General features: G+C 68.4%; 14 protein-coding genes. 6 read left to right on the top strand and 8 right to left on the bottom strand.

From position 1 onward, the window contains the following. A partial coding sequence (locus ACXAID_RS23770) for a glycosyltransferase (RefSeq protein ID WP_475024641.1) occupies positions 1 to 659 on the top strand: 659 nt, incomplete at its 5' end. Positions 660 to 669: 10 nt separating this feature from the next. Then, positions 670 to 864, top strand: coding sequence for a DUF3046 domain-containing protein (locus ACXAID_RS23765; protein WP_475024640.1), 195 nt, complete (start codon positions 670 to 672; stop codon positions 862 to 864). Positions 865 to 868: 4 nt separating this feature from the next. Here ACXAID_RS23765 and ACXAID_RS23760 read toward each other — a convergent pair whose 3' ends face one another. Further along, the gene (locus ACXAID_RS23760; protein WP_475024639.1) at positions 869 to 1756 is read right to left on the bottom strand and encodes an alpha/beta hydrolase; all 888 of its coding nucleotides are present in this window, start codon (positions 1754 to 1756) and stop codon (positions 869 to 871) included. 156 nt (positions 1757 to 1912) lie between these two features. On the opposite strand from ACXAID_RS23760, the gene recA reads away from it, so the two are divergent. Continuing rightward, positions 1913 to 4057, top strand: coding sequence for an intein-containing recombinase RecA (gene recA / locus ACXAID_RS23755; protein WP_475024638.1), 2145 nt, complete (start codon positions 1913 to 1915; stop codon positions 4055 to 4057). After that, entirely contained in the window at positions 4026 to 4586 is a 561-nt protein-coding gene (gene recX / locus ACXAID_RS23750) for a recombination regulator RecX (RefSeq protein ID WP_475024637.1), read from the top strand. The genes recA and recX overlap by 32 nt, the downstream gene beginning before the upstream one ends. A 15-nt stretch (positions 4587 to 4601) precedes the next feature. On the opposite strand, the gene ACXAID_RS23745 is transcribed toward recX, so the two are convergent. The 6 genes from ACXAID_RS23745 to ACXAID_RS23720 form a co-directional block, all read right to left on the bottom strand. Further along, the gene (locus ACXAID_RS23745; protein ID WP_475024636.1) at positions 4602 to 4862 is read right to left on the bottom strand and encodes a hypothetical protein; all 261 of its coding nucleotides are present in this window, start codon (positions 4860 to 4862) and stop codon (positions 4602 to 4604) included. After that, on the bottom strand, positions 4862 to 5272 hold the full coding sequence (locus ACXAID_RS23740; RefSeq protein ID WP_475024635.1) for a DUF1622 domain-containing protein: 411 nt from the start codon (positions 5270 to 5272) through the stop codon (positions 4862 to 4864). The genes ACXAID_RS23745 and ACXAID_RS23740 overlap by 1 nt, the downstream gene beginning before the upstream one ends. Beyond that, positions 5269 to 6153, bottom strand: a complete 885-nt coding sequence (locus ACXAID_RS23735; protein ID WP_475024634.1) for an amino acid ABC transporter permease — start codon at positions 6151 to 6153, stop codon at positions 5269 to 5271. The genes ACXAID_RS23740 and ACXAID_RS23735 overlap by 4 nt, the downstream gene beginning before the upstream one ends. 31 nt (positions 6154 to 6184) lie before the next feature. After that, the gene (locus ACXAID_RS23730) at positions 6185 to 6865 is read right to left on the bottom strand and encodes an amino acid ABC transporter permease (protein WP_475024633.1); all 681 of its coding nucleotides are present in this window, start codon (positions 6863 to 6865) and stop codon (positions 6185 to 6187) included. Positions 6866 to 6933: 68 nt separating this feature from the next. Next, a complete protein-coding gene (locus ACXAID_RS23725; protein WP_475024632.1) occupies positions 6934 to 7767 on the bottom strand; it encodes a glutamate ABC transporter substrate-binding protein in 834 nt (277 codons plus the stop codon). A 42-nt stretch (positions 7768 to 7809) separates the two neighbouring features. Further along, positions 7810 to 8538 (bottom strand): amino acid ABC transporter ATP-binding protein, encoded by a 729-nt coding sequence (locus ACXAID_RS23720; protein WP_475024642.1) that lies wholly within the window; start codon positions 8536 to 8538, stop codon positions 7810 to 7812. A gap of 140 nt (positions 8539 to 8678) precedes the next feature. On the opposite strand from ACXAID_RS23720, the gene miaB reads away from it, so the two are divergent. Both miaB and ACXAID_RS23710 read left to right on the top strand, forming a co-directional pair. Further along, positions 8679 to 10244 carry a tRNA (N6-isopentenyl adenosine(37)-C2)-methylthiotransferase MiaB gene (gene miaB / locus ACXAID_RS23715; RefSeq protein ID WP_475024631.1) on the top strand — a complete coding sequence of 522 codons (1566 nt, stop codon included), beginning with the start codon at positions 8679 to 8681 and terminating at the stop codon, positions 10242 to 10244. After that, positions 10241 to 10864 carry an Rv2732c family membrane protein gene (locus tag ACXAID_RS23710; RefSeq protein ID WP_475024630.1) on the top strand — a complete coding sequence of 208 codons (624 nt, stop codon included), beginning with the start codon at positions 10241 to 10243 and terminating at the stop codon, positions 10862 to 10864. Before miaB ends, ACXAID_RS23710 begins: the two co-directional genes overlap by 4 nt. A gap of 7 nt (positions 10865 to 10871) precedes the next feature. On the opposite strand, the gene ACXAID_RS23705 is transcribed toward ACXAID_RS23710, so the two are convergent. Continuing rightward, positions 10872 to 12124, bottom strand: a 1253-nt coding sequence (locus ACXAID_RS23705; protein ID WP_475024629.1) for a DUF349 domain-containing protein, incomplete at its 5' end; no start/stop codon positions are given.

Genomic DNA, 12124 nt, shown 5'->3' with positions numbered 1-12124 from the left:
GGATCGGTCTGCCGGCCGAGGAGCCGGGGCCGCTGCGGCGGCTGATCGCCACCCTGCCGGCCCTGGAGGTCCCGCGGCCGGACTGGCCGGCCGAGGCCGTGGTGGTCGGCCCGCTGCACTTCGAGCCGACGTCCTCGGTGCTGACGGTGCCCGCGGGCGACGGTCCCGTCGTCGTCGTCGCGCCCTCGACCGCGACGACCGGAGCCCGCGGGATGGCGGAGCTGGCCTTGGAGGTGCTGGTTCCGGGCGAGGTGTTGCCGCTCGGGGCCCGGGTGGTGGTGTCCCGGCTCGACGGACCCGGCGAGCCGGTGCCCCCCTGGGCGGTGGTGGGTCTGGGCCGCCAGGACCAGCTGCTCGCGCAGGCCGATCTGTTGATCTGCGGCGGTGGCCACGGGACGGTGGCCAAGTCACTTCTGGCCGGGGTGCCGATGGTGGTGGTCCCCGGTGGTGGCGACCAATGGGAGATCGCCAATCGCCTTGTGCGCCAAGGTAGTGCGCAGCTCGTCCGGCCGCTGACCGGGGAGGCGCTGGCTGCCGCAGCCGGCGAGGTGCTCGGATCGCCCCGGTACCGGGACGCGGCCCGCCGGGCCGGCGCCACCATCGATGCGGTCGTCGATCCGGTACGGGCGTGCCATGACGCTCTCGGCGCGTCGGCGTAGGTTGGGCCCTGTGCGGTTGACGGAGTTCCACGAGCTCGTGGAGGGGCAGTTCGGCGCGGTCCGGGCGTCGTCGATGCTGGTCGATCACGTGTTGAGCAGTGTCGGCGGCCGGACCGCCGAGCAGGCCATCGAGGACGGCGTCGAGCCGCGCGAGGTGTGGCGGGCTCTGTGCGCGGATTTCGACGTTCCGCGCGACCAGTGGTGAGGGGTTACCGGCGCGGGCCGAGCACCCGGTTCAGGAAGTCGAGTTGGTCGGCCTTGACCTGCGGGTCGAGGTAGATGTCGAAATGTCCGTAGGGGTAGCGGCGCAGCTCGCCGCGCGGTGCGCGGTGCGCGGCGGCGATCGTCGAGGCCGGTGGGGTGACCACGTCGTCGTCACAGACGCAGAACAACACCGGCATGTGCAGGTGCGCGGTTGCGGTTGCGGGCCGGTAGAACGCGAACCTGAGCATCAGGCGCGCGGCGACTTCGTTGCGCCACAGGGAGTTCGGCCCGAGGATCGCCTGGAAGCCGGGTTCGGCGTCCGGTGAGGTCATCGCGGCCACGGCGCCCGGCTCGCCGACCGCGGGGATCAGCACGGCAGGGTGTCTGCGCCACGCGTTCCACTGGTCCCGCACTCCGGCCAGTGTCAGCTTCGCCACCGTGCGCGGGGGTATCTCACGCAGCACCGGCAGGGAATCGGTGAACGGGGCCTGCGATATGACCGCGGCGATGCGGGGGTCCCGGGCGGCGACGGCGAGCACGTGACCGCCGGAGAACGAGGATCCCCACAGCACGATCCGGTCGGGGTCGACCCCGTCGAGGCGGCGGGCCCACTCGATCACGGTGTGGTAGTCGGCGTGCTGCCTGCCGACGTCGAGCAGTTGGCGCGGCTGGCCGGTCGAGGCGCCGAAGTGGCGGTAGTCGAACAGTGCCACCACGTAACCGGCCTCGCGGAACGCCTCGGCGTAGGCGGGTAGCCCGTCGTCGCGGGTGGCGCTGAAGCCGTGGGCCATCACGACGCAGGCGGCGTCACCGGTGCCGGCGGGCGGCCGGTAGAGATAGGTGGCGATCTGCTCGCCGTCGGCCCAGATCCGGACATCCTCGGCGGTTGTCATTCTTCCGACCGTAGCCCGTCGGCGTGTCCACTTGAATCGAACACCTGTTCGTCTACTGTGGGGAACGTTCGACGCTGACTTGTCGGTGGCCTGATCTACCGTCGCGGCCAACCGACCGAGAACCGGTCAACAACGACTACCGGAGAGGTACCCACCATGGCGCAGCAGGCCCCCGATCGCGAGAAAGCACTGGAACTGGCGCTCGCCCAGATCGACAAGAACTTCGGTAAGGGCTCGGTGATGCGCCTCGGCGAAGAGGTGCGTCAGCCGATCTCGGTCATCCCCACCGGTTCGATCGCACTCGACGTCGCCCTCGGCATCGGCGGGCTGCCCCGCGGCCGGGTCATCGAGATCTACGGCCCGGAGTCCTCGGGTAAGACCACCGTCGCCCTGCATGCGGTGGCCAATGCCCAGGCCGCCGGCGGCATCGCCGCGTTCATCGACGCCGAGCACGCGCTGGATCCGGAATACGCCAAGAAGCTCGGGGTCGACACCGACGCGCTGCTGGTCTCTCAGCCCGACACCGGCGAGCAGGCGCTCGAGATCGCCGACATGCTGATCCGGTCCGGCGCGCTGGACATCCTGGTCATCGACTCGGTGGCCGCACTGGTGCCGCGCGCCGAGATCGAGGGGGAGATGGGGGACAGCCACGTCGGGCTGCAGGCGCGCCTGATGAGCCAGGCGCTGCGGAAGATGACCGGTGCCCTGAGCAACTCGGGCACGACGGCGATCTTCATCAACCAGCTCCGCGAGAAGATCGGGGTGATGTTCGGGTGTTTCTCGTACGGCACCCGGGTGCAGCTCGCCGACGGCACCACCGAGAAGATCGGCAAGATCGTCAACAACAAGATGGACGTCGAAGTGATGTCCTACGACCCCGTCAGCGATCAGATCGTCCCGCGCAAGGTGGTGGACTGGTTCAACAACGGACCGGCCGAACAGTTCCTGCAGTTCACCGTCGCCAAGTCCGGCGGAAACGGCAAGTCGCAGTTCGCGGCGACCCCGAACCACCTCATCCGGACACCCGCCGGCTGGACGGAGGCCGGTGACATCATCGCCGGTGATCAGGTGATGGCCTCCGAACCGCACCTGCTCAGCGACCAGCAGTTCCAGGTCATCCTGGGCTCGTTGATGGGTGATGGAAACCTGTCTCCGAACCGCCATGACCGTAACGGTGTCCGCTTCCGCATGGGGCGCAGCGCCAAGGAGGCCGACTACCTGCAGTGGAAGGTCGACCTGCTGGGCAACGTCAAGCACACGGTTCGGGAGAACGACAACGGCTCGCGGTGCGCGGACTTCACCCCGCTGGCCGAACTTGGTGAGTTGCGTCGCGCGGTCTATCTCGGCGACGGCAAGAAATTCCTGTCCGAGGATTACCTCAAGGCACTGACCCCGCTGGCGTTGGCGGTCTGGTACATGGACGACGGCGGTTTCACGGTGCGCTCCAAGGGGCTTCAGCAGCGCACCGAGGGCGGCAGCGGTCGCATCGAGATCTGTGTGGAGGCGATGGGCGAGAGCTCCCGGGTCCGGCTGTGCGACTATCTGCGGGACACCTATGGGTTGGATGTCCGGCTGCGTTACGCGGGAACGCGGCGCAAGGCCGTGCTGGTGTTCTCCACCGCGGCCTCGGCGAAGTTCCAGGAGATGGTGGCTCCGTACATGGCGCCGTCGATGGAGCACAAGCTGCTTCCGCGATTCCGTGGTCTGGGCAGCGTCACACCCCAGTTCGTGGAGCCCAGCCAGCGGCTCGTTCCGGCGCGGGTGCTCGACGTGCACGTCAAGCCGCAGGCCCGGTCGATGAATCGATTCGACATCGAAGTCGAGGGCAACCACAACTATTTCGTCGACGGTGTGATGGTGCACAACTCTCCGGAAACCACCACGGGCGGAAAGGCCTTGAAGTTCTACGCTTCGGTCCGGATCGATGTGCGCCGGATCGAGACACTCAAAGACGGCACCGATGCGGTCGGCAACCGCACCAGGGCCAAGATCGTCAAGAACAAGGTGTCGCCACCGTTCAAGCAGGCTGAGTTCGACATCTTGTACGGCAGGGGAATCAGCCGGGAGGGCTCGCTCATCGACATGGGTGTCGAACAGGGCTTCATCCGCAAGTCCGGTTCCTGGTTCACCTACGACGGCGAGCAACTGGGTCAGGGCAAGGAGAATGCCCGCAACTTCATGCTCGAAAATCCCGAGGTCGCCAACGAGATCGAGAAGAAGATCAAGGAGAAGCTCGGTATCGGCGCCGTGATGACAGATGAGTCGGGCGATGACGTCCTTCCCGCTCCGGTCGACTTCTAGCGGCCCGGCGGCTGATCGCGCGGATCGCGCCAAACGGGCCGAGCAGGCGCGGGCAGTGTGCCTGCGCCTGCTCACCGTGCGAGCCAGGACCCGTGCGGAACTGGCCGGTCAGCTCGCCAAACGGGGCTACCCCGAGGACATCAGCACCGAAGTCGTCGAGCGGCTGGCCGAGGTGGCGCTGGTTGACGACGAAGACTTCGCCGAGCAGTGGGTGCAGTCCCGGCGAGCCAACTCGGGCAAGAGCAAGCGAGCGCTGGCCGCTGAGCTGCGCGACAAGGGTGTCGACGACGACGTGATCACCGGGGCGCTGGCCGACATCGACGCCGGGGCCGAACGTGAACGCGCCGAGAAGCTGGTCCGCGACCGGCTGCGCCGGGAGAAGCTCGGCGATCCCGGTGACCGTGACGCGCAGAACAAGGTCACCCGACGGCTGGTGGGAATGCTGGCCCGGCGGGGTTACGGCCAGACGATGGCGGCCGACGTCGTGACCACCGAACTGGCCGGCGAATGGGAGCGCCGCCGGGTCTAGCCGGCACCGCCCGGGTCATCCCGGCGTCGACGCGGTGCGGGTGAAGTCGGCGGTCAGGCTTCGGGTGATCATGCGGCGCACCGCGAGCACCAAGGCCGCCCCGGCGATCGCCGCCCAGGAGTTGTCGACGCTCAACCGCAGCAGTCCCGCGGCCAGCAGCATCTCCATCGTCACCTGCAACGCGAGCAACGGCTGCCGGAACACCAGCAGCGCGGCGGCTCCGAGGGCGATCCCGGCGACCCCGATGCACCACGCGGCACCGACGATGACGTTCATCAGCCCGTCGGCTCTTGCGGCGGCCGGGATTTCGCCAGCTCGATCTCGCGCTGCTCCTGGGCGATCTCGCGGTTGAGGAAGTAGTTCAGAATCGTTCTGATCGCCGCGATGGCCGCCAGCTTCCCGATCTCCTCGAACGTCGGGGAGATGGCGGTGCGCAGCACGTCGGCGGCGAGCTGGAATTCCAGGCCCAGAACCAGGAAGCGGGCCAGCGTCAGACGGACGGCGGAGAACGAATTGATGTCGCGGCGCACCAATGCCACCGCGAACTTCACCATGGCCACGACCGCGCCGATCATGATGACGATGGCGCCGCCGGCCTCGATGAGCCGCACCATCAAATCGACCATGGTGCGCAGCGCGGACTCCGGCAGCACCTCCAGCTCCATCGCGACCAGCAACTGACTCATGTGCCGCGGCTCTGATCTCCGGCCTCTTCCATCGCGGCCTCGGCGGCCGGCTCCTCGCGGCCCTTGCGCGACTGCCGAAGCCGGCGCTCGAGCCACGTCGCGAACCACGACAGAGTGAAGTTCAGGCTGATCATCAGGATCGCGATCACGATCAGGGCGGGGATGAAGTTGCCGTAGGCCGAGCCCACCGCGGTGCCCTGGCGCACCATTTCGACGAAGGTGATCTGGTAACCGATAGCGGTGTCCTTGAGCACCACCACCAACTGCGAGATCAACACCGGCAGCATCGAGGTGACGGCCTGCGGCAGCAGGATCGAGCGCATGGTCTGACCCCAGGACAGCCCCAGCGCCGAGGCCGCCTCGGTCTGGCCGCGGGGCAACGCGTGGACCCCGGCGCGCACGATCTCGGCGATGACGGCGCCGTTGTACAGGGTCAAACCTGTGATCACACCGGCCAGCGCGAGCTGCCCGGCGGGGAACACCGCGTACACCGCATAGAAGAAGTACGCGAAGATCATCATGATCAGCACCGGGACGGCGCGGAAGAACTCGACGATCACCGCGCAGGGCCAGCGGATGCCGGGGTGGGTCGACAGTCGGCCCACGCCGAGCACGAAGCCCAGGATCAGCGCCAGCACGATCGACACCGCCGCCGCGGTGAGCGTGCCCTTCACACCCGGCAACACGTAGGTGGTCCACAGGTTCGACGTCAGGAACGGTGACCACTTCTCGGAGGTCAGCTGCCCCCGGTCGGCCAGCCGGCTGAGCACCACCCAGGCCACCAGCAGCGCCACGACCACGGTGGCCACCGAGATGACGCGGTTGCGCACCCGCGCGCGGGGCCCCGGCGCATCGAAGAGAACCGATGATCCGGCGCTCATCGGCTTTGTCCGTTCCTCTTGCAGGCCTTCATCACCGCACCACCGCCAGCCGCTTGCCCAGCCAACCGAAGAACAGACCGGTCGGCAGGGTCAGGATGACGAACCCGAGCGCGAAGATCCCACCCACGACCATCACCGCCGCGGTGTTCTCGACCATCTCCTTCATCAACAGCGCAGCCTCGGCCACGCCGATGGCGGAGGCGATCGTCGTGTTCTTCGTCAACGCGATCAACACCGAACCCAGCGGGATGATCACCGCCCGAAAAGCCTGCGGCAGCAGCACGATCCGCAGGTTCTGCCCGAACGTCAGGCCCAGCGACCTGGCGGCTTCGGCTTGCCCCAGCGGCACCGTGTTGACGCCCGAGCGCACCGTTTCGCATACGAAAGCCGCGGTGTAGACCGCCAGCCCGAGGGTCGCCAGCCGGAAGTTGCTGTCCTCGATGAAGGTCGGTGACTGCCGGCCCGCGAGGGTGATCCCCAGGGTCTGGGACAAGCCGAGAGAGCAGAAGATGATGATCAGCGTCAACGGGGTGTTGCGCACGATGTTGACGTAGCTGGTGCCCAGCCAGTTCATCATCGGCACCGGTGAAAGCCGCATCGCGGCCAACACGGTGCCCAGTACCAGCGCTCCGACGCCCGCGAACACGGTCAGCTGAATCGTCGTCCAGAACGCCTCGAAGATCTGGTCGCGATACTCGCTGAATATCTCCACGGGCGGCGGTCCCTATCTGCTGTCGTCGACTACTCGGCTCCGGACGCGACGCTGCTGCCCGTCGACGCTCAGCAGGCCTCCGGGGTCGGCGGGGTCGGCGCAGGCAGACCGGCCGGGCCGAGGTTCTTGTCCCAGGCCGCAGTCCAGTCTCCGTCGTTCTCCATCTTTGTCAGCGCGTCGGTGATCTTGGTGCAGAGCTCGGTGTTGCCCTTCTCCAGGCCGATGCCGTAGCGCTCCTCGGAGAACTGGTCGCCGACGATCTTGAACACCCCCGGGTCCTGGGCGGCGTAACCGGCCAGGATGGTCTCATCGGTGGTCACCGCGTCGACGGCGCCGTTCTTGAGCGCCTCGATGCACGCCGAGTAGGTGTCGAACTGCTGCAGCTGCACTCCGGTGAACTCGTCCTTGATCTTCTGGGCCGGTGTCGAGCCGGACACCGAGCACAGGATCTTGTTGTTCTCCAGGTCGGCCGGGCCGTTGATGTCATTGCTGTCCGCGCGCACCAGCAGGCTCTGGCCGGTGATCAGGTAGGGCCCGGCGAAGTCCACCCGCTCCTTGCGGGAGTCGGTGATCGAGTAGGTGGCCGCGATGAAGTCGACCTGCCCGTTCTGGATCAGCGTCTCGCGCTGCGCCGACGGCGCTTCCTTCCACTCGATCTGCTCAGGGGTGTAGCCCAGCTCGCCGGCGACATAGGTGGCGACGTCGACGTCGAACCCGCTCATGGTGCCGTCGGGGTTGCGCATGCCCAGGCCGGGCTGGTCGAATTTGGTGCCGATCACGATGCTGTCGCTGTCACCGCCGCCACCGCCACTGTCCCCGCCACACGCGGTGGCGGCGAAGGGGAGTGCGGCGGCGAGGGCGACAGCACCGATGACGCGCTTGGACAGCGATGTCGGGAACATGACGGTGTTTTTCCTTTCGGCGGGCATCTGCGGGTGGTCGGGTCAGTGATGGAGGATCTTGCCGAGGAAGTCCTTGGCTCGTTCCGATTGCGGGTTCTCGAAGAATTGCACAGGTTCGGCGTCTTCGACGATGGCGCCGTCGGACATGAACACGACACGGTTGGCCGCCCGCCGGGCGAAACCCATCTCATGGGTGACGACCACCATCGTCATGCCCTCGCCGGCCAGCGACGCCATCACGGCCAGCACCTCGTTGATCATCTCCGGGTCCAGTGCGCTGGTCGGTTCGTCGAACAGCATCACCTTCGGGTTCATCGCCAGCGAGCGGGCGATCGCCACCCGCTGCTGCTGGCCGCCGGAGAGCTGTGCGGGGTACTTGTTGGCCTGGTTGGCCACGCCCACCCGTTCCAGCAGCGCCATCGCCTTCTCCCGGGCATCCGACTTGGACAGCTTGCGCACCTTCATCGGAGCCAGCGTGACGTTGTCCAGAATCGTCTTGTGCGCGAACAGATTGAACGACTGGAACACCATGCCGACATCGGAGCGCAGCTGCGCGAGCCTGCGGCCCTCCTCGGGCAGTACCTGGCCGTCGATGGTGATGGTCCCCGAGTCGATGGTCTCGAGCCGGTTGATGGTGCGGCACAGGGTCGACTTGCCCGACCCCGATGGTCCCAGCACCACGACGACCTGGCCTCTGCCGACCTCGAGGTTGATGTCCTGGAGGACGTGGAGTTCGCCGAAGTGCTTGTTGACCTCTTTCATCGAGATCATCGGCACGCCAGAGGAGCTCTCCATGCGTGATGACCTTACCCAGGGGACGCCCGGCTTGCCGGGAAGTGAACAATCCGCGCAGATCACCGCGGTCACGCCGGGCCGACAGGTGGGTCCGGCCCGTCCGTAGGATGGGGTCCGTGACTTCCACGGTGACGCAGCAGGCGCACGGGGCCGGCCCCGGGCGTGCCGCGCGCACCTTCCAGGTCAGAACCTATGGCTGTCAGATGAACGTGCACGACTCCGAACGGCTGGCGGGCCTGCTCGAAGCCGCGGGCTACCGGCGCGCTGACGACGGCGCCGACGCCGACGTGGTGGTGTTCAACACCTGTGCGGTGCGGGAGAACGCGGACAACAAGCTGTACGGCAACCTCAGCCACCTGGCGCCGCGGAAACAGTCGGATCCGGGCATGCAGATCGCCGTCGGCGGCTGCCTGGCCCAGAAGGATCGCGACGCGGTGCTGCGCAAGGCTCCCTGGGTCGACGTCGTGTTCGGCACCCACAACATCGGCTCGCTGCCGGCCCTGCTCGAGCGTGCCCGGCACAACCGGGTCGCCCAGGTCGAGATCGCCGAGGCACTTCAGGAGTTCCCGTCGGCGCTGCCGGCGCGGCGCGAATCATCCTACGCCGCATGGGTTTCCATCTCGGTGGGGTGCAACAACACCTGCACCTTCTGCATCGTGCCGTCGCTGCGCGGCAAAGAGGTCGACCGTCGGCCCGGCGACGTGCTCGCCGAGGTTTCGGCGCTGGTCTCCCAGGGCGTGCTGGAGGTGACGCTGCTCGGGCAGAACGTCAACGCCTACGGTGTCTCGTTCGCTACGGACGAGCGCTTGCGCGAGGACACGACCAGCTGGGCGGACCAGCCCCGCGACCGCGGCGCCTTCGCCAAGCTGCTGCGCGCGTGCGGGAACATCGACGGGCTGGAGCGGGTCCGGTTCACCTCACCGCATCCGGCCGAGTTCACCGACGACGTCATCGAGGCGATGGCCGACACGCCCAATGTGTGTCCCACTCTGCACATGCCGCTGCAGTCGGGTTCGGACCGGATCCTGCGTGCGATGCGGCGCTCCTACCGGGCCGATCGCTATCTCGGCATCATCGAACGCGTGCGCGCGGCGATCCCGCACGCGGCGATCACCACCGACCTGATCGTCGGGTTCCCCGGCGAGACGGAGGAGGACTTCCAGGCCACCCTCGACGTGGTCGAGGCCGCGCGATTCGCCAGCGCGTTCACCTTCCAGTACTCCAAGCGGCCCGGCACCCCGGCTGCTGAACTGGCCGACCAGGTGCCCAAAGCAGTTGTCTCCGAGCGTTATCAGCGGCTCATCGAGCTCCAGGAACGCATTTCTCTGGAGGAGAACACCGCGATCATCGGGCGGACCGTCGAACTGCTGGTGGCCACCGGCGAGGGACGCAAGGACGCGGCGACCGCGCGGATGTCGGGCCGCGCCCGAGACGGCAGGCTGGTGCACTTCGATCCGGGTCCGGCGGCAGAGCAGATCCGCGCCGGCGACGTCGTCGTCACCACGGTGACCGGCGCGGCCCCGCACCACCTCATCGCCGACGCAGGACTGCTCGAACACCGGCGCACCCGCGCCGGCGACGCCCACGCCGCCGGGCGCACGCCGCGTACGGGTGTCGGGCTGGGCATGCCCTCGATCGGAGTGCCCGCCGCACCCGCGCCGGCCGTAGGGTGCACCCGATGAGCGACACACCCGCCGGCGGCGAGTTCCCGGGCGAGGACCCCCGCGGTCTGGATGCCTACCGGGGCGACCTCGACGACGTCGAACAGCGCGTCGCCCGTGAGATCAACCCGGGACCGCGGGCGCTGGTGCTGGCGATCGCCGTGTTCGCGCTGCTGGTCAGCTTCGTGTTGCCGCACACCGGAGCCGCGCGGGGATTCGACGTGTTGGTCGGCTCCGACGTCGCGACCGACAACGGGATCGCACTGCCGTCGCGGGTGTTCACCTGGATCGTGCTCGTCTTCGGCGTCGGCTTCTCGATCCTGGCGCTGGTGACCCGCCGATGGGCACTGGCCTGGATCGCGCTGGCCGGTTCGACCGTGGGGTCGTTCCTCGGGCTGCTGGCCGTGTGGTCCCGCCAGACCGCCGCAGGGCCCTATCCCGGCCCCGGGTTCGGGCTGATCATCGCCTGGATCTCGGTGATCGTGCTGACCTACCACTGGGCCCGGGTGGTAGCCGAGCGCACCGCTCTGCAACTGGCCGGCGAGGAACACCGCCGCCGCGTCGCAACCGAACAGCAGCGCAAAGGCCTGCTCGACGGCCTCGACGACAAGGACCAACCACCCCGGGACGGGGCCGGCTAACCCACGGCTAACCCTTCTTGCCCAGCGCCTCGGCGGCCGCCTCGGCCCACTGGCGCCACTGCTCGGCGCTGGCGCGGGCCTGCTCGGCATCCTTGGTGCGGCCCGCGGCCGCGGCCTTCTCCGCCTGGCGCTCGAACTGCTCTGCGCGGGCACGGAACTGGTCGGCTCGTGCCTGGGCTTCCGGGTCGACCCCACCGGTCGGGGCGTCGCGCACCTTCTTCTCGACCGCCCGCAGCCGCCGCTCCAGATCCGCGCCGCGCTCGCGCGGCACCTTGCCGATGGCATCCCACCTGTCCCCGATGGAGCGCAACGCCGAGCGGGCGGCGTCCAGGTCCGAGGTGTCGAGGCGCTCGGCTTCGGCCAGCAGCGCCTCCTTGGCCTGCGCGTTGGCGCGGAACTCGGCGTCGCGTTCGGCCGAGGCCGCGTTGCGCGCCGAGAAGAACTTGTCCTGAGCACCCTTGAAACGCCGCCACAACGCGTCGTCGACGTCCTTGGCGGCCCGTCCGGCGGCCTTCCACTCGGTGAGCAGGTCGCGGAACGTCGCCGCCGTGGGTCCCCAGTCGGTGGAGTCACACAGTTCCTCGGCCTGCACGCACAGGGCTTCCTTGGCCTTCTTGGCTCCGGCGCGTTCGCGGTCCAGCTCGGCGAAGTGCGACCCGCGACGCCGGTTGAACGTCTCGCGCGCGGCCGAGTAGCGCTTCCACAGCGCATCGTCGGTCTTTCGATCCAGCCCGGTGATCGTCTTCCACTCGTCGAGGATGGCGCGCAACCGGTCACCGGCGGCCTTCCACTGCGTCGAATTGGCCGCCAATTCCTCGGCTTCGGCGGCCAGCGCCTCCTTGCGCGCGGTCTGCTCGGCGCGGACCTCCTCGCGCTTGGCCTTCTCCTCCTGGGTGGCGTTGTCGGCCTGCTCGACGATCGCCGACAACCGCGCCGCAAGGGCCTCCACATCACCCAGCACGTGCGCCGTCGGCAGGCTCTCGGCCAGCGCGCTGGCCGCGGACCGGACTTTCCGGGCGTCCCCGGAGCCGGCGGACAGCCGCTGCTCGAGCAGGACGACCTCGGTGTGCAGATCGTCGAACCGCCGACCGAAGTGCGCATAGGCGGCCTCGGCGTCGCCGGCCTGCCAGGAACCGATGTTGCGCTCGCCGGAGCTGGTGATCAGCCACACCGTGCCATCGGGGTCGACGCGTCCGAAGCGATGCGGATCGCTGGTCGGGACCGCCGCCACCGGGGCCGGGGCGGCGGGCGCGGCCGGGC

It is taken from the genome of Mycobacterium sp. ABE4_509 (assembly GCF_056160785.1).
The sequence above is the reverse complement of the archived record's forward strand: the minus strand, read 5'-3'. Positions and strand labels throughout refer to the sequence as shown.